The organism is Mycetohabitans rhizoxinica HKI 454, from assembly GCF_000198775.1.
GTDB classification, from domain to species: Bacteria; Pseudomonadota; Gammaproteobacteria; order Burkholderiales; family Burkholderiaceae; genus Mycetohabitans; species Mycetohabitans rhizoxinica.
Genome location: NC_014722.1, coordinates 1,627,358 through 1,647,965, shown reverse-complemented (window position 1 = coordinate 1,647,965; position 20,608 = coordinate 1,627,358). Strand labels below are relative to the sequence as shown.

The window sequence follows — 20,608 nt, the reverse complement described above, 5'->3', positions numbered from 1 at the left end:
TCCTACATTTAGACACGGACTCATAGCCAGATACGGACTCATAGTCGCAGAGGAAGTTGCCCTAGTTCGGCTGGAAGGGCGCGAAGCGACAGACCACGGCTTGACGAATGACAGCTAGCAGAGCAAACAGCGGCATCGCCCGGACATGATTGCTGTGCACAATGACCAGGATAGTAATTCGTGAACATACAAGACAGTCAGACCCTTTCCGGTTGGAACGATACCTATAAGGCATACCCACTGGACAAGTGCTTACAGCAGTTGATCGAAGAGCAGGTTGAGCGCAGCCCGGACGCGGTGGCGGTGCGTTTCGAAGGCCAGGCCTTAAGCTATCGCGAGTTAAACCGGCAGGCCAATCGGCTAGCCCATTACCTGCGGGAGCTAGGCATCGGGCCAGATAGTCTGGTGGGCGTTCAGATGGAGCGATCAGTAGAGCTAATCATTGCGCTACTGGCGATCATGAAGGCCGGTGGTGCTTATTTGCCGCTGGACCCCGGCTATCCCGATGAGCGATTGGCGTTGATCATTGACGACGCTGCGGTGACAGTGTTGCTGACGCAACAGCGTTTTCGTAGTCGGCTAGCGGGATATGACGGCGAAGTGCTTTGCTTGGACGATGCTAATCAGCAAGCGCTGTTTGGCGATGAGGCCAATCCTGTGCCAATCAATGGTCCCGATGATCTTGCCTATATCATCTATACGTCGGGCTCTACCGGCCGGCCTAAAGGCTGCATGCTGCCGCATAAGGCAATCTGTAATCGCCTGCTGTGGATGCAGCGCCATTATGAGGTTGGCGCAGCCGATAGGATCTTACAAAAAACACCGTTTACCTTTGATGTCTCCGTCTGGGAGCTGTTTTTGCCGCTGCTCAGCGGCGCTTGCTTGGTGATGGCCAAGCCGGAAGGTCACAAGGACGCGCATTACCTGGTGGAGGTCATTCAAGCGGAGCAGATCACCATCTGCCATTTTGTGCCTTCGATGCTGCGCTTTTTCCTTAAGCATCCGGCGGTCTCCGAATGCATATCGCTACAGAAAGTATTTGTTAGCGGCGAGGCGCTGACTCACGACTTGCTGCTCCAGTTCCGCCAACTGTTGAGCGCCGAATTGCATAACTTATATGGTCCGACCGAAGCGGCAGTGGACGTGACCTATTGGCGAGGTGAGCCGCGAGAAGACCAGCTCGTGCCAATCGGTCGACCTATCGATAATATCCAGATATATATTCTGGATAGCGAAGCAAAGCCGGTGCCGATCGGTGAAACTGGCGAGTTGTGCATTGGCGGTCTCGGCCTGGCTCGGGGCTATCTCAATCGGCCTGAGTTGACGGCTGAAAAATTTATCCGCGATCCGTTTTCTGGCGAGGCCGGCGCCAGACTCTACCGCACAGGTGATAAGGCCCGTTTCCTCAGCAATGGCGAGATCGAGCTGCTTGGCCGTTTCGATTCGCAAGTCAAGTTGCGAGGCTTTCGCATTGAACTGGGTGAGATCGAAAGCGCACTGAAAAGCCACCCAGCGATCGACGATGCGGCGGTGCTGGTTAAGGATCCTGGTTCAGCAGATCCTAAACTCGTGGCCTTTGTGGTGGCTCAGGGGCTGGACAAGAAAGCGGTACGGGATTTCATTAAGGCGCGTTTGCCGGAATATATGGTGCCCAATCTGGTTAGCTTTATTGACCAGATTCCCGTGACCGCCCACGGCAAAGCGGACCGCAAGGCGCTGCTCACGGGTGACGTGGAGGCGACGGCCCAACCGCGCAGGCAAGCGATCAACTCGCAGTCGCTGACTGCCTGGCTGCAGCAGTATTTTATCGAGGCGCTTGGGATCGACGAACTGGCAGCCGATGACGATCTGTTTGATCAGGGCGCCACCTCCTTTACGTTGGTGCAAGCAGTCCACAGCATCCAACAGCAGCATCAGGTGACGCTGCCAGTCGATGTGTTTTTGGAGCATCCGACCATCGCTGCAGTTACCGCTTATATTCTTGAGGCTAAAGGCATAACGGCTGACGAGGTGGAGCCGCCGCCGCTGAGCGCTGCACCGGCTTGCCAATCCACGGACAGGGGTTCGGTCCCGTTAGAAAAAGTCAGTTTTGATCCTCGGGCATACTGGCGACCGACCAAAGGCTCATTTGCGAATCTCGAACGGCTTGGACGTCTGCTGTCGCTGCTACGAGAGGTGCCGCTAGACGGCCAGGGCAAGTACCTTTATTCGTCGGCGGGTGGCTTGAATGCTATCCAGTGCTATCTGTATGTGGCTGAAGAGCGGATCGACGGCTTGGCTGGCGGCGTCTATTATTACCAACCGCAGCTCAACCGCCTGCTGCCCGTTAGCGTACCGGCCCAGCTGGATGCACAGGCTTTGCCGCCGGCGCAACGCGCGCAGCTGGCCGAGGCTGGCTTTGCATTGTTCCTGATCGCCGAAAATGACGCGATCGCGCCAATCTACAATAAGGCGTCACCCTTCTTACTGGTGCTCGAGGCGGGTTATATTGAGCAGCTATTGTTGTCCCGCCAGCGCGACTTTGACATCGCGCTGACTCCGGCCTATGGCGTCGATTTTGCGGCGATTGCCGGGTTGTTTAAATTACGGCCGAGCCATCGGTTCCTGCACTGCTTGATCGAGGGCGTTGCGCCGGCTGCCGTGGCGGTGGAAGGTCAAGCACTGAATGATCACTGGCGTCAGTCTGGCCCTCTGTTTGCTGATTTTCTAAGCGAGAAAAATAACGGTTTCGCGTTACCAACTCGGGAGGAATTGGCTCAACTGCATGAAGAGCAGCGCCAGATTCGCCATGACTTGCCGGAGCAGGGCGACGGCGTAATTGAGCTGTGCGCCGAGCCGATCAGCGCTGACGCACTGCGGCTGCGGGCTGCCAAGCGGCAATACTGCGATGGGCCGCTGAATTTGGGTCAGCTGAGCCGGCTGTTAAACCTGTTGCGGGCCGATCAGGTCAACGGGCAGCTGTACCACACCGATGCCGGGTTAGCGCTGAAAGTTTATTTGCACGTTGCTGAACAAAGCGTACAGCAAGGCTGCCAAGGGCCATGGTTGCCTGCCGGGGTATACCGCTACCAGGGCGACAGCCATAGCTTAGTGCGGATCAGCGACGGCGATCTAGCGGCAATCAACAGTTGCTACACGCCGTTTAACCGTAAGCACGCTCATCAGGCACGGTTGCGAATTTTTATCATCGCCGGTCACTCTACGACCTACGGCGATGAAAGCCGTTATTTCAATTTGCTTCAAGCGGGCAGAATCGGTCAGCTACTGCTAGAAAAGCAGGGTGAGTTCGGCATTGGCCTGTGTCCGATTGGATCGATGTATTTCAATAAAATCCGCGACGCGTTCGATCTGGATGACGGCGATGAGCTGGTACACAGCTTTGTGGGCGGCGCGGTGACGCAACCACTGCCCGCTGGCTGGCCGCGGCTAGAAATGCACGGAACCGATGAATCCGCTCAAGTCGCTCACGCGTCGGCGCATGAGATCAATGAACACGTGTCGTCCCGAGCGGTCAAGGCGCACTGCAATGGCGACGCGATGGCAATCATCGGCATCAGCGGCCGCTATCCTGGCGCCGCGAACCCTGATGAGCTATGGCAAAATTTGAGCGCTGGCCGCGCAAGCATCATCCCATTGAGTCGCGAAGCGCTATTTTACGGCAGCGACGATGCGGGCGATTCGCCACAGTGGGCGGTGGGTGCCCTGGCTGGCAAGCAGTTGTTTGATCCATTGCTGTTCAAGATTACGCCGGCGGAGGCGAAAACGCTCGATCCCCAGGAGCGTTTGTTCCTGCAAGCGGTCTGGCACTGTCTGGAAAGTAGCGGCTATACCGCTGCGAGTCTGCGGCGGCAGGCCGAGCGCATTGGCGTGTTTGTCGGCGCAATGTGGGGCGATTACCAGCATCATCGGCCGACTGAACAAGGCGAGCGGGCTACCTCGTTCCTGTCGGCGATCGCCAACCGTGTGTCTTTCTTCAACGATTTCAATGGCCCCAGCGTCGCTTTCGATACCTCATGCTCGTCGGCGATGACTGCGTTGCATTTTGCTTGCAACAGTATTCGCCAGGGCGAGTGCCAGGCAGCGATTGTCGGTGGCGTCAATTTGATCAGCCATCCGTCGCACCTCGAGCTGCTGACGTCACTGAAGCTATTGTCCGACGATAGCCAATCTTATCCGTTTGGCCGCCATGCCAATGGATGGGTGGCTGGCGAAGGTGTCGGCGCGCTGTTGATTAGGCCACTCGAAGACGCCATGCGGGATGGCGATTCAATCCTCGGTGTCATCCGCGCGACGGCGATCAGTCATAGCGGTAAGACTTTCCGTTACGGTGCGCCCAATGCCGATAGCCACGCGCTGTCGATGCGTCGAGTGCTACAACAGGCGGGACTGTCCGCTGACGAGATCGGCTATGTCGAGGCCGCGGCCCCCGGCGCCAGCCTCGCGGATGGGGCTGAGTTTGCGGCGATCAGCAACGTGTTTGGCGCGCGCCGTAGCGATGCGCCGCTGTTGGTGGGGTCGATCAAAGCCAATATCGGTCACCTCGAATCAGCGTCGGCGCTGTCGCAGATCACCAAAGTGCTGATGCAGCTGAAACACCGGCAGATCGCGCCGACGCTCGGTTGCAATCCGCTCAGCCCGATGATTTGTTTAGACGACAACCATCTTGCCATCGCCGATCAGCTGAGCGACTGGCGGGGGCCGCAGCGCGCGCTCATCAATGCTTTTGGTGCTAGCGGATCTGGTGGTCATCTGATTGTTGAGGCACCGCCGCAACAGGCCGCTGTACGGCAAAGCGACGGGCCCTGGCTGTTTCCGTTTGCCGCCGCAAGTAGCGAGCAGCTTGATCAATTGGTGGCGGCGTTTGCTGACGATATGCAAGCTGGACGGTTTAACGATGTCAGCCTTGGGGATATCAGCTACACCCTGTGTGTCGGTCGAGTCGCGCTGAACCATCGCCTGGCGGTCGTGGCCGATAGCCGAGACGAGTTGGTGGCGCGACTTCAAGGTCAACATTCGCAGATGCCGCTGCGCGGCAGCCTCAAAAAAGAGCCGCAGCCCAGCCGTATTGAAAAGGATCTTCAGGGACTGGACCGCCAAGCGTTGACAGCGATTGCTGGCCAATGGGTCGCCGGACAGAGCAGCTTAGCGCAGATCGCTCGGCATCACCATCGCCGGGTGGCGTTGACGGCTTATCCGTTTGCGGCCGTCGATTGCCATATCGCTGCGTCGGCAAACAGCGATTGCGCCGACGTGCTGCAAAACGAGGCGTCGCGGCCAGGAAACGAGGCGTCGCAGCTAGGAAATGACACGTCGCAGCCAGAACAAGATGAGGTGTTGCGACAGGCACTGGAAAACCATATCAAGCGCCATTTCTCAAAGGTATCGGCGATTCCTGAACATAACCTCGATTGTGAAGACACCTTCGATCGTTATGGCTTGACGTCGCTCATGATTACCACGCTGAACCAACGTTTGGCCCAGGAGTTTGGCGAGCTGTCGGCGACCTTGTTCTTTGAATACCAAAGTATTGCTGCGTTGGCGGGCTATTTTGTCGCCGAGCATCCGCTGCGCAGCCGGCAATTACTGGGGATTCAGGCGACGCAGCCCGTCCTAGCCGCCAGGGTGCAACAGCAGCCACACGTAACGGCAGTGCGACGCTATGACCGGGGCGAGCGAAATGAGCCGATCGCCATCATTGGTTTGGCCGGTCGGTTCCCCGGCGCAGCGGATATCGACAGTTTTTGGAACAACCTCAAAAACGGTGTCGATAGTATCAGCGAGATACCCGCCGAGCGTTGGGAACACAGCAAATATTACAGCCGCGACCGCAGTGTAAAAGGCAAGATCCACACCAAGTGGGGCGGCTTTATCGACGACATCGATCGTTTTGATCCGCTGTTTTTCAATATTTCGCCGCGGGATGCCGAGCGGATGGATCCTCAAGAGCGGATCTTCCTCGAAACCGCCTGGCGCACGCTTGAAGACGCCGGCTACGATAGAGCCGGGCTGCGGCGTCATTACCAGGGTGAAATGGGGGTATTCGTTGGTGTGATGCACGGCGAATACTTGCTGTATACGCGCTCGAGCGCTCCGGACTGCACCGAAGATGCGGTCGATTCGTCGTTTGGTTCGATCGCCAATCGCGTGTCTTACGTCTTCGACTGCAACGGTCCAAGTATGGCGGTCGACACCATCTGCTCATCGTCGTTGACGGCGCTGCACTTGGCGGTCGAGAGCCTAAGGCGCGGCGAGTGCCAACTGGCGCTGGCCGGTGGCGTCAACCTGTCATTGCATCCGAACAAATATTTCATTCAGTCCCAGCTGACGATGTCGTCTTCTGACGGTCGCTGTCGCAGCTTTGGCGACGGGGGGGACGGTTTTGTGCCCGGCGAGGGGGTTGGCGCGGTGCTGCTCAAGCCGCTGTCCCGCGCCGAGGCCGACGGCGACAACATTTATGCGGTGATCCGGGCGACCTCAATTAACCATAACGGTAAGACCCATGGCTACACCGTGCCGAGCCCCAATGCGCAGGGCGCCATGATCGCCGATTCGCTCGACAAGGCCGGCATGGATCCACGAGAGCTAAGTTATATCGAGGCCCATGGCACGGGCACAGCGCTTGGCGATCCGATCGAAATCACTGGCCTGCAATTGGGCTTTACTCGGCGCAGCGCGACGCTGGGTAGCGCGATGGCGTCGGCTCAACAATGCGCGGTGGGCTCAGTCAAGTCGAATATTGGACACTTGGAGTCGGCGGCAGGCATTGCCGGGATCGCGAAGGTGCTATTGCAGCTTAAGCATCGCCAGTTGGCGCCCTCGCTGCACTCAAAGCGCTTGAATCCCAACATCCCCTTTGCCGATTCGCCGTTCTATATCCCTCAGCAGCTGCAGGAATGGCGGCGGCCGGTGTTGAATCTCGATGGCCGGGAGCGAGAGTATCCCCGTGCGGCTTCAGTCTCGTCTTTCGGATCGGGTGGCTCAAACGGGCACGTGATCATTGCTGAGTATATTGCACCGACTCGGGACGACGACGTCGGTGGACAGACAGCGATGATTCCTCTATCTGCAAGAACGCCCGCTCAATTACGACAGCAAGTCGAGCAACTGCATCAGTTCCTGCATCGGACCGGTGCTGAGCTTACGCTGCCGCGGCTGGCCGATCTGGCCTTTACGTTGCAGCAGGGCAGGGAGCCGATGGAGTATCGCCTGGCTTTTATCGCCGAGTCGATCGACCAATTGCAGGACAAGCTGGCGCAAAGCGCCGAGTTACTGGCCAACCAGCCCGAACCGTTCGGCTTCTTTGATGGCATTCATATCGGCCGGGTCAAAGATCATAAGGCGGCAATCGCGGTGCTCGCCCATGATGACGATATGGCGGCGACCTTGACCGCCTGGGCCAACAAACGCAAATACGATAAGCTGCTGGAGCTGTGGGTCAAAGGGCTGGCGCTTGACTGGACGCTATTTGGTCAGCCGAAAGAGGCGGCCAAGCGGATCAGCCTCCCCAGCTACCCCTTTGCTCGCGAACGGATCTGGGTCTCTGGCGAGTCCCACTTCCCGTCGCTGGGACAGCAAAGCGGTGGGGGACGGGTGCATCCTTTGCTGCACACCAACGTATCGGATTTGTCGCAGCAAAAATTTATCTCAATATTCGACGGCAGGGAGTTCTTCCTGCGGGATCACCTGATCCGTGACCACAAGGTTTTGCCGGGCGTCGCCTACCTTGAAATGGCGCGTGAGGCGATCATCCGCTCGCTGGGGGAGCAGGTGCCAACCGGCGTGCTGAGCTTGCGCAATCTGGTGTGGTCACAGCCGGTCATGCTCAGCCAGCAAAGCGACGACTCGGTTGAAGTCGAGATCCGTATCGACAGTCCTGACGAACATCGACTGACCTTCGACATTCTCGAGCGCAAACAGCAGGCGGTGTGCTGCCAAGGCGAAGCGGCTTTTGTTCAGGATGCCGATGAACCGGCAGAATCGTTGACTTCGCTACAAGCGGCGATCGGCGGCCATATGCTCGACGCGGATGCGTTGTATCGGCTGTTCGACAGCATGCAGATCTACTATGGCCCGTGGCACCGATCGGTGAAAGCGCTGCGGATCGATGGTGGCCAAGTGCTGGCGCAGATTGAACTACCGCAAGCGCTGACCTCGGAGCACGAGCGACTCGTTTTACATCCCAGCCTGATGGACGGCGCTTTGCAGGCGACCGTAGGCTTACTCGTCGCGGATCAGCTCGATCAAGGGTTGACGCCGCAACTGACGCATACGTGGGTGCCTTTTGCGTTGACGCAACTACAGCTGAGCGGCGCCGAGCTGGGTCATCAGATCTGGGCTTGGGTGCGCCCTTGCACCGAGCAGACTGAAGCGGGACAGTCGACATTCAATATCGATATTTATAATCAACAGGGCCAACATTGCGCCGCGCTGCGTGAATTTGCGCTACGGGTCATGAAAAAGCCGTCACCGCTGGAAGTGATGCTTGAAGATCGGCCACAAAGCGACTGTTATCTGGTGGAAAAGTGGCAACGTTTCTGCCCCCAAGACCTGGTCCCGTCTACCGGCCGGCTGCTGCTAATTAGCAATGATCCGCAGGGCCACAAACAGTTGATCGCCCGTTATCCGCAAGCGGGTTCATTGTTGTTGGATGGCCATGAATCTATTGAGCAGCTTACGGAACGGCTGCGCGAAGTGGGGCCCATTGAGCACCTGATATGGCTGGCACCGGCAACATTGGCGCAGCAGGAGAATCTCGACGGCATGATCCGCGCCCAGCAGCATGGCGTGCTGAGCTGCTTTCGCTTGATTAAGGCACTGCTGGCGTTGGCGCTGGATCAGCAGCCGCTGACCTGGACGGTGATGACTCGAGGTGTGCTGACAGTATCTAACGAGGCTGACAGCCACTCTCAAGCCGTGACCGGGCCGGTGGCACCGGCTCATGCCAGCGTGCATGGACTGATTGGCGTCATGGCCAAGGAATACAGTCACTGGCGGGTGCGGCTGGTGGATCTGCCGGTAGGCGACGGTTGGCCCACTGTGGATCCGCTGTCATTGCCCACCCATCCTCGTGGCGATGCGCTGGTCTGTCGCGACGATGTCTGGTACCGTCAATATCTTGCGCCTTACCTACCGCTGTCGAAATGGGATGCAACGGATGCGGCCGCGCAGCTAGGCGACGTAGACAGTCTCTATCGCGATGAGGGCGTGTATCTGGTGATTGGCGGCGCCGGTGGTATCGGCCGGTTGTGGAGCGAGTATCTGATTCGCACTCGACGGGCGCAAATTATCTGGCTGGGACGTCGCGAGCAGAACAGCGACATTGACCAGGCGATCGCCGAGCTTGCCAAGCTTGGACCCGCGCCGCGCTATCTTCGTGCCGATGCCAGCAACCATGCCGCGCTACGACAGGCGGTGGCACAAGTCTACACCGAGTATGGCAGGATCCATGGCGTGGTTCATGCAGCCATCCAGCTTCAGGATCAAAGTCTGGCGCGGATGGATGAGCAAAGATTTACCACCGGCTTGGCCGCTAAGGTGGATGTTTGCGTTCGTCTGGCTGAGATGTTTGCGCATCAGCCGCTGGACTTCATGTTGTTTTTCTCGTCGTTGCAAAGCTTTACCAAGTCAGCTGGGCAGAGCAACTACGCCGCCGGCTGTACGTTTAAAAACGCCTTTGGCCATTATCTTGCACAGCAGTGTTCCTACCCAGTCAAAGTGATTAACTGGGGTTACTGGGGGCATGTCGGCTCGGTGGCCAGCGAAGACTATCGTCGAAGAATGGCTGAGGTCGGTCTCGGTTCGATCGAGGGCGAGCAGGCGATGGCTGCGTTGGACATGCTGTTGGCCGGGCCGCTTTCCCAGCTCACGTTCTTGCGGACCTCGCAGCGGCTTAGCGATACGTTCAGCCACCTGGCGCTGCCGACGCATCCGGCTGGGCCTTTTGGCGAGTATGGCCAGAGACTGACGCAAGCCTACCCGTCGCTGATTGCCCGGATAAAAAAACATCTGGTTGTGGACAACCACGCGATTCGGACGGTGACGCAGCAGATGCAGGCCCGCAAGGCGGCCATCGACGCGTTGCAAGGCCGCTTGCTGTACGCCCAGCTGCAGCAACTGGGCTGGTTTAGTAGCGAGCACGAAATCATCGAGCAGATGAAGCAACGCAGCGGTTTGCTGCCGATGTATGAGCGCTGGATCGATAAGAGCCTTGACGAGCTAGCGCAGCGCGGCTACCTGTCCATGGAGGGCGGCCATTGTCCGACAGCCTATCGTGTGGCCCATCCTCAGCCGCTGGCAGTTGAATCCCTATGGAACGAATGGGAGGCGCAAAAGCCGGATTGGCTAGAACACGCCAGTCTGAAAGCTGAGGTGATCCTTGCCGAGGCCACCCTGCGGGTGCTGCCAGCGATCCTCAATGGGCGAATCATGGCCACGGACATCATGTTCCCTGACTCATCGATGGCCATGGTCGAGGGGATCTACAAGCATAATCCGGTGTCCGATTTTTTCAATGAAGTGATGCTCAACGCGATGGTTGAGTTTGTCAGGGCACGGCTGGAACAGGCGCCGCAGACGCCGATCCGTATTCTGGAGATTGGTGCCGGCACTGGCGGCACCAGTGCACGGGCGTTTGAAAAACTTCGGCCTTATCAGCGGCAAATCGCGGAATACTGCTACACCGATGTATCACAGGCATTCCTGATGCACGCGCGGCAAACGTACGGGCCGGACAACCCGTACCTCAGCTATCAGCTCTTCAATGTTGACAGGCCTTTGGCTGAGCAAGGCATCAAGATTGGTCACTATGATCTGGTGATGGCCACCAATGTCTTGCACGCGACGCAGGATCTACGGCGGACGATGAAAAACGCCAAGGCAGCGTTGAAGCACAACGGCCTGGTGATGATCAACGAGATTTGTCGCAACGGCCTGTTTACCCACTTGACCTTCGGCTTGCTCAAGGGATGGTGGTTGTTTGATGATCAGGATTTGCGCTTGCCCGGTGGACCCGCGCTCGCACCCAAACAGTGGAAACAGGTGCTGGAGAGTGAAGGCTACAGGCAGGTCTATTATCCGGCGCTGGCCGACCACGACCTTGGTCAGCAAATCGTGATCGCCGAGAGCAACGGCGTTATCTGGCAGGATCGACACAGCGATGTGGAACCGACCAAGGTTGCGCCCAAGCGCCTGGCAGTGCAGGCGGCTCCCGCTTCGCGGCCACCGCAGCGCAGCGTCAACACGGTATCGGTGGGCGAGGTGACGCCCCAGGCGCTAAAAGATCAGACGGTGCACTATCTTAAGCAGATGATCGGCGGGCTGTTCAAAATTCGGCCTGAGCAGATCGATGCCGGGGAGCCGCTCGAGACGTATGGCATCGATTCGATCCTGGTGGTGCAGCTGACCAACCTGCTGCGCGACAAGCTGTCGGGGATCAGCAGTACGCTGTTCTTCGAATACCAGACCATCGACGCGCTTGCGGATCATTTTGTTGAGTCACAAAAAGATCAGCTTAGGGCCCTGCTGGGACTGGATAAGGCGTCGGTGGTCGAACAGCCAGCGTCGGTGGATACAGCCTCGACGCATGCGGCCAATACGTTAGTCAAGCTAGCCGCTGGGCACCGCTTTGCCGCCAAGACGCCCGACAGCGCGCCAAAGGGCCAGGGTGGCACTGACGTCGCGATCATCGGCCTAGCGGGACGCTACGCGCATTCGGATAATGTCCAAGCGCTGTGGCAGCGCCTAAAAAATGGCGAGAACTGTATTGATGAAGTGCCGGCGGATCGCTGGGATTGGCGTCAATACTTCGATCAGACGCCGGGCAAAAAAGGCAGCATTTATACCCGCTGGGGCGGTTTCATTCGGGACATCGACAAATTTGATCCGCTGTTTTTCCATATCTCGCCCCATGAGGCGCAGAAGATGGATCCCCAAGAGCGGCTTTTCTTGGAAGAGGCCTATCACTGCATCAGCGATGCCGGCTATACCCCGGGTCGTTTGTCTGAACGGCATCGGGTGGGCGTGTTTGTCGGCGTGATGAATGGAACCTACACCCATCAGTCCAGCTATTGGTCGATCGCCAACCGGGTGTCTTATCAGTTCAATTTCCAAGGACCGAGTATGGCGGTGGATACCGCCTGCTCATCGTCAATCACCGCGATCCATCTGGCGCTGGAAAGCTTGCATAGCGGCGTGAGCGACTGCGCGTTGGTCGGTGGGGTCAACTTGGTGATCGATCCCGTGCACTATATGCGTCTGACCGAGATGAAAATGCTATCGTCAGGCAAGCAGTGCAAGGCGTTTGGGACAGATGCCGACGGTTTTGTCGCCGGCGAGGGCGTGGGTGCGCTGCTGCTCAAGCCGTTGGCTCAAGCTGAGGTGGACGGTGATCGGATTTACGGCGTGATCAAAGGTAGCATGATCAATGCCGGCGGCAAGACCAACGGCTATACCGTGCCGAATCCATTGGCCCAGAGCCGACTGGTGGCCGATTCGTTGGCCAGGGCCGGCGTGGAGGCTAGGGCGGTAAGCTATGTCGAAGCCCACGGCACCGGCACGTCGCTGGGGGATCCGATTGAGATTGCGGGCTTGACCAGAGCGTTCAATAGCGGCGCCGAGACGGCCGCTAAACAGTATTGTGCGATTGGCTCAATCAAGTCCAATATCGGCCATTGTGAAAGTGCTGCCGGCATTGCGGGCATCACCAAGGTGCTGCTGCAGCTCAAGCACCGCCAACTGGCTCCGTCGCTGCACGCCGATGAACTCAATCCAGAAATTGATTTCGCTAATACGCCGTTCATAGTGCAGCAGTCGCTGGCTGACTGGCATCGACCCGAGGTCATGATCAACGGCAGCCGTCAGGCATTCAAGCGAATTGCTACGGTGTCATCCTTCGGCGCTGGTGGTGCCAACGCGCACGTAGTGATCGAAGAATACGAAGATCATCGGCCGCGTCCGGTGATTGTCGTCAACGAGCAGCAGCCAGCGATCATTCCGTTATCGGCCAAGACGCAGGCCCAGCTATTGCAGCAGGTCAGCCTGTTGCTGCATGCACTGGAGCAGGACGAGCTAGGCGACGCCGATTTGCCGGCACTGGCCTATACGTTGCAGGTCGGTCGGGAAGCGATGGAGTATCGGCTAGGATGGCTGGCTCGCTCACTCGCCCATTTGAAGACCCAACTGCAAGATTTTATTGATCATCCGTCTACAGCTGCCTGCTATAGCGGCCGGGTCAAGGATCATGAAAAGGCGCTGTCGCTGCTGGCTGGTGCAGACAGACAAAGCACCATCGCTAACTGGATTGACCGTGGCCAGCCTGAAAAATTGCTCGAGGCGTGGGTCAACGGGTTAACGCTGGATTGGCGCTTGATGTACCGACAGGGCACGCCGACGCCAATTAGCTTGCCAGGTTATCCGTTTGCCCGTGAGCGCTACTGGCACAACGATGAGCCGGCGCAAGCGTTAGCGACCAGCGAGGCGCGACTTCATCCACTCTTGCATCGCAACGTCTCTGACCTACGTGGTTTGCGTTATCTCAGCCGGTTCAGTGGCCAAGAAAGCTTCCTTTCTGGACACCGAATCAACGGTCGCGGCGTTTTGCCGGGTGCGGCGATGATCGGAATGATCGATGCGGCGCTCACGGACGCATTGGGTGATGAACGGCCTGCGGGCACGGCGCGGGTTATCCGTGACCTGTTCTGGTATCAGCCCTTCAGCGTGGAGGCGACCAACCATGGCGAGCTATTTGTTGAGCTGGCGGCGCAGCCGGATGGCGAATGCCAAATCGGGATTTGCTCGTATGATTTCGCCGGGCAGCTGCAACTGCATTGCCGGGCGGTGGCGGGGACCGCTGTGGCGCAACCGGCGAAGCTTGACTTCATGACTGGCGACGCTCGCCCGATGGATGTTGATGCCTGCTACCAGCGTTTCACCGCCATGGGCATCGAATATGGCATAAGCCATCGCAGGATCCAGTCGCTGCTGCGCCATGGGGACCAAGCACTGGCTTGGGTTGCGCTGGAAGACGCTGCGGTGAGCGACGGTTACGCTATTCATCCTGGGCTGCTGGATGCCGCGATGCAAGCGGTGATGGCATTGTTGTTTGATGAGCTTGGAGAGCGGCCACCGTTGCTGTTGCCCGAGGGGCTGGCCGAATGGGTGCTATTTGACGACTGCCCGACAACACTGCAAGTCCAGATTCGCCGTGCTGGACGCACACCAGGTGGCTATCGCTTTGATCTGGCTCTGTTTGACAAAAACGGCCGGTGCTGCGCGACCATCCGTCAGTTGTCGTTCAAAACGTTGTCTGCTGACAACGACGTTACCAGCGAAACACTGCTCTGCCACCGGCAATGGCGTGAGGCTGCGCTGGCTTCGGCCACGGATGCGCCGGTGACGTCCCAGCTGGTGCTGACGCTGGGCCACCATCCAGCCTTTGCCAGCCTGCCGGAGCAGTTACAAGCGCATCCATCCATTTCCAGCCTGGTGATGCACAGTGACGATTATCGACAGGCGGCGCTGGCGCTGGTCGAACAACTCAAACCACTGCTTCGCACTGAGCGCCGCTGCATGGTTCAGCTGGTGATCCCGGCAAACGATCAGCACGGTTATCGCGGTCTTGGCGGCCTGTTGTACAGCGCCAGCCGGGAGCAGCCGGCGTTGATTGGCCAGTTGATAGAAGTGTCGCCTGGGCTCGATGCGTCGCAATTAGCGGGGCAACTGGCGGCCGAACGGGCTGCACCTGGTGAGCGCCAATTGCGTTATCTGCTTGATGCCGGCAAGTTACGGCGCCAGGAGCTAACCTGGCACCACCGGCCATTAAGTCATAGCCCTGCGCCCTGGCGGCCGGACGGCGTCTATCTGATTACTGGAGGCCTGGGCGGCGTGGGCATGATCGTCGCGCGGGCGATTCTGGACGCTGCACCGGGCGCGAGCGTGGTGCTGTGCGGCCGTACCGAGGCTAACGCGCCGTCGGTTGCCGACAAGCTGGCGCAATTGGGCGCACGATGTCACTACCGTGCTGTGGATCTGGCACAGGCGGGTCAGGTTGAGCGCTTGATCGCTGCAATCATGATGGAACACGGCGGATTACATGGCATTATCCATTGCGCCGGGCTCACTCGTGACACGCTGTTAGCATACAAAACGCAGCAGGACTTCGAAGACGTGTTCGCCGCTAAGGTAGCTGGCGTGCGCCACCTCGACCAGTGCAGCGCTGCGGTGGCACTGGACTTCTTTGTGCTATGTTCATCTATTGCCAGCGTACTGGGCAACGCCGGGCAGAGTGATTACGCTGCGGCTAACGGCTATCTCGATGCCTTTGCCGGTCTGCGCAATCAACGGGTCGCGGCGGGACAGCGCCATGGCCGCACCGTGGCAATTAACTGGCCGCTGTGGCTCGAAGGCGGCATGCAAATGGACGATGCCGCTCGACGTGCGCTGGCGCAACGCACTGGCATCAAGGCGATGACCGGGACGACGGGTATTCGGGCGCTATACCAGGCGCTGCAAAGCGATGAAGATCAGTTGATGGTCCTGGCAGGCGACAAAGACAAACTGGTCGCGCTGCTAAGCCGTGAACCGGCGCCTGTCAGCCCAGCCATCACAGCGGTCGACGGCGACGATGTATTAATGGGATTGCGCCGGTTGTTAGCCGACACGATCAAGATCGATGAGTCGCGGCTTGACAACGACGAGCCGTTTGAAAAATACGGCATTGACTCGCTGATGGTCATGGACATGACGGCGGCGCTGGAAAAACGCTTTGGGCCGCTGCCGAAGACGTTGTTTTTTGAATATCCCAGCTTGCAAAGCTTGGCGGATCATCTCGTCGCGCGGCTGCCGCAAAAGCCCGCTGTCAGCCAAGTCGCATCCGCTGCCTGCGGCTCGTTGAACGCGCAGTTGCGCGCAATGCTGGCGAGCACGCTGGGGATTGCGCTGGAACAGATCGATGATGCGCAGTGCTTCGAGCAATATGGCCTTGACTCGCTGAAGATCATGGAGATGACCAGCGTGCTCGAAAAACGTTTTGGCGCTTTACCGCGTACGCTGCTATTTGAACACTCCAGCTTGCAGCAACTGGCGCACTATTTGGCCAACCGGCCGCTCGAGCCGCAGGGTACGACGGCGGTAATCCCGACTGACGAACAAAAGCCGCTGGCGACGCCAGAATCCGGGGGCAAGGTCAGTCAGTCCCGCCGGCTGTTCGACAGCGTGGCGAATACAATAAGCCCCCGTGTCCAGCCAAGGCTGCAAGATAGCCAGCTAGGTCCTCAGCGCAGGGACGATATCGCGATCATCGGCGTGGCGGGGCGTTATCCCGAAGCTGAAAATTTGGAGGCCTTCTGGCAGAATCTACGTGGAGGCAAAAACAGCATCACCGAAATTCCGGCCGAGCGCTGGAACTGGCGCGAGTACTACAGCGAAAATCGTCGTGAAAGTGGCGTGCACAACAGTAAGTGGGGCGGATTTATCGACGGCGTCGATCAATTTGATCCCCTGTTTTTCAATATTTCGCCGCTGGAAGCTGAACTGATTGATCCACAGGAACGGCTATTCCTGCAGACCGCCTGGTCGGCGATGGAAGACGCTGGTTACAGCCGCCGTATCGGTGGCGAGCAGACCGAGGATAGCGCGCAAGTGGGCGTCTACGTCGGCGTCATGTATGGCGAATACCAGCTATTCGGTGCTGAAGCCAGCCTGCGTGGCCAGCGCATGGGCTTTGCTGGCTGCACCGCCAGTATCGCCAACCGGACATCGTTCTGCCTCAATCTGCAGGGCCCGAGCATGACGGTTGACTCGATGTGCTCCAGCTCGCTGACGGCCATTCACCTTGCCTGTCAGGATTTGCGCAATGGCCGCACGTCGATGGCCATTGCCGGTGGCGTCAACCTGACGATTCATCCCAACAAGTACTTGATGCTGAGCAGTGGTCAATTCATCTCGAACCAGGGCCATTGCGCGAGCTTCGGTGAAGGCGGTGACGGCTATGTGCCGGGCGAAGGGGTGGGTGCCGTTATCCTAAAGCGACTGGCCGATGCGCAGCGCGATGGCGATCACATTTATGGGGTAATCAAAGGCAGTTATCTGAATCACGGTGGCAAGAGTACCGGTTACAGCGTGCCCAATCCACGGGCACAGCAGGCAGCGATCAGCGGCGCGCTGCAGGACGCCGGCGTCGATCCGGCCATCGTCAGCTATATCGAGGCGCATGGCACGGGCACCAAGCTGGGCGATCCAATCGAAATCGCTGGCCTGGCCAACGCGCTGGGAACACGCAAACCGGAGCAGACTTGCTGGTTAGGGTCGGTCAAGTCGAATATTGGTCACTGTGAAGCGGCAGCGGGGATCGCTGGGTTGACCAAGGTGCTGCTCCAGTTGAAACACCGGCAGATTGCGCCGTCGCTGCACTCACAAAAACTCAATCCCTTTATTGACTTTGCGGCAACGCCCTTCGAGGTCAACCAACAACTGCGAGCGTGGCCGCAGCCGTTGCTGAATGGTCAGGCCGTACCGCGGATCGCCGGCATTTCCTCGTTTGGTGCCGGCGGCTCCAACGGCCATTTGATCGTCGCGGAGTACTGTCAAGCTAAGCCCGTGCTTGACGATAGCGGCAAGCCCGAAATGATTCTGCTGTCGGCTCGAGAGCCCGAGCAGCTGCGGCAGATCGCCAGCCGCTTGCTGGCCAGACTCGAGCATTTGCAAGCCGCGGATAGCTTGGCGGCCATTGCCTACACGCTCCAAGTGGGCCGGGAAGCGATGGAGCATCGTGCAGCATTCATCACCAGCGGGATGGCAAGCTTGCTCGACGCATTACGTCGCCTGTCAGACGGTGACAGTCGTGGCTGGATTTGTGGCGACGCGAGCACGACCAGCGAGCGGGTTGAACAGTTTAAAGCTCGCTTCCAGGGGCAGTGGCGTGAGCAGCTGGTCAGGCTCTTTAAGGACGGTGAACAGCAGCCGTTGCTGCAGTTGTGGAGCGAGGGCCTGTCCATCGACTGGGCTGCGCTATGGACTGCCAGCGGTGAGCAACGCCAGCGAATCAGCTTGCCGAGTTATCCGTTCGCCACTCGCCGTTACTGGGCACCTACGGGAGCTAGACCCGTATCGTCATCGACGCCTATGCAGTTGCACCCGTTAGTGCATCAAAACAGCTCAAGGTTTGAGCAACAGCAATTTGTAACTGAATTTAGCGGTGACGAGCCTTGGCTGAAGGATCACAAGGTGAGTGGACGCAAAACCCTACCCGGTGTGGCGTATTTGGAAATGATTCGGGTCGCGGTGATGCATTCGCTGGCCCACGGCAAAGCAGACGCTATGGTGATTGAGCAGCTGCACTGGTTAGCGCCGTTGACGGTTGAGTCCAATCCGCGCCGTATGCAGATCAGCCTGGCGCGCGTGGATGAACGGATTCGTGTCAAATGGTTCACCAACGAGGGCGACTTATCCGTGCTGCATGGCCAGGCCACTGCGATAACCGGCCTGTCGCTTCATGAAGAGCCATTGGATCTGGCGTACTGGCAGGGCCTGAACTGGCGACTGCGGCTTGACAGCGACGAAGTTTATCGTCTCTTTAGTGAGATGGGCATAGATTACGGCGACAGCCATCGCGGGATCCGCCAGTTGATGGTGGCGCAGCGGGGTAGCCGGCGTGATGTGCTGGCGCAGTTGGAACTCGATGGCGCATTGCCCGGCACAGCCGATGACTGGTGGCTGAATCTGGGGATCACTGACAGCGCACTGCAGGCGGCGATCGGCATGTTGTTGCCGCTCGACGGCAGCGTGGCGGATCGGGCGTCGCCTTTAATGCCCTTTGCGCTGGAGCGGGTGGAAATCCTCGCGCCTTGTCGTCAGCGGATGTGGGCGTTGCTGCACAGAGACGACGCAGATAACGCGGCCGGCAAAATCGATATTGATCTTTGCGACGATCAAGGACAAATCTGCGTACGGTTCTTGGGCTTAAGCTCCAGGCAACTGCCTGCAGAGTCAAAACCGCCAAGCGTGGCGCTCGAGCGGGTCGATCCACTTGTCCCCCAGCAGCAGGAAGCGCGCCATCTGCTGGCGCCGATCTGGTCGGTGATCAACGGTGCGGTCGCTGAGCGGCGTCAACAGCAGGGCGCGGTGCTGATCTTCGGCGCAACCCCGGCGCGGCGCCAGGCGTTGGCCAAGCTGTATCCCGGCGCTGCGTTGGCGCCGAACACGGACGACTCGGAGGCCGGCTACCAGGCCGCACTGAATACCCAATCGAAATTCGCCGAGGTGATTTGGTTGGCGCCAGCCAGCGACGACCATTGTGCCAGCGCGTCGGAACTGGTTGCCGCACAACAGCACGGCGTACTGGCGCTGTTCAGACTGATCAAGGTGCTGCTGAGTTTGGGTTACGGTCGCCAGCCTCTACGTTTGACGTTGGTCACCGAGCAGGCGATTAACACGCTGCCTGGCGAGTCCTGCCGGCCAGCCCATGCTGCAGTGCACGGATTGGCTGGCTCTTTGGCCAAGGAATATCCGCACTGGCGAGTGCAACTCGCGGATCTGCCCAACGAACAGTTGGCTTCTCTGGCCAATGCGCCATTCGATCACGCCGCTTCGGGTGAATTGCTGGCGCTGCGCCACGATCAGTGGTGGTTCCGGAAGCTGGCCCGGGTGACGGTCGATGCGCCGCCTGCAACGCAGCAGCCCGCCTATCGCAACGGCGGCGTCTACCTGGTGATCGGCGGTGCGGGGGGGATCGGCACAGTTTGGAGCCACCATGTCATCAGCCACCATCGCGCTAGGGTGATCTGGATCGGTCGTCGATCGCCGGATCAGCAGCTTAAAGCCAAGCTCGATGAACTGACTGCTGTCAGTCTTCGCCATAATGCCCCGGCGCCTGTTTATTTCCAGGCCGATGCGGCAAACGAGCAGCAACTGGCCGAGGTACGACGACACATTATCGAGCGCTTTGGTGAGATCAACGGTGTGGTGCACTCGGCCATCGTGCTTAAGGACCAAAGCCTAGCCAATATGGATGAACAGACCTTTACCCGTGTGCTAAACGCCAAGGTCGCGACCAGCGTTGCACTGGCTCGGGCTTTCGAGCCAAGCGCCGCTTCGCTGGATTTCGTCCTCTTCTTCTCGTCGATGATGTCCTTTAGCACAGCCGCTGGCCAAAGCAACTATGCTGCCGGCTGCACATTTGCCGATGCCTTTGCCGATCGACTCAGAGCCGATTGGCCTTGCCCGGTCAAAGTGATCAATTGGGGCTATTGGGGCAGTGTCGGCTCGGTGAGTGACGTCCGTTACCGTGACCGGATGAGCGCGCTAGGATTGGGCTCGATCGAGCCGCAGGAAGGCATGCTGGTATTGGAGCAATTGTTGGGCGGCGTGATGAATCAATTGGCGTTGCTGAAAACCCTTCAAAGTGAAGAGATCGACGGCCTCGACAGCTTGGCTGGACTGCTCAGCCATGAGCAAATCAAGCTTTATCCTGATGACCACGGCAGTATGGCGGTGATGCGCAATCGGCTGACGGATAGACTAGCAGCGTTGGCGCCGCCGTTGGGCGCAAGCCAACCCATCTCCGGTGTTTCCGGCACGCTCGAGTGCGTATGACGCAACACCTTGATATCGCAAC

At 58.7% G+C, this 20,608-nt stretch carries 1 protein-coding gene; it reads left to right on the top strand.

The genetic code is table 11. The features are described 5' to 3' along the window. Positions 1–180 precede the first annotated feature (180 nt). The gene (locus RBRH_RS07340; protein ID WP_013435482.1) at positions 181–20,586 is read left to right on the top strand and encodes an amino acid adenylation domain-containing protein; all 20,406 of its coding nucleotides are present in this window, start codon (positions 181–183) and stop codon (positions 20,584–20,586) included. Positions 20,587–20,608: the final 22 nt, after the last annotated feature.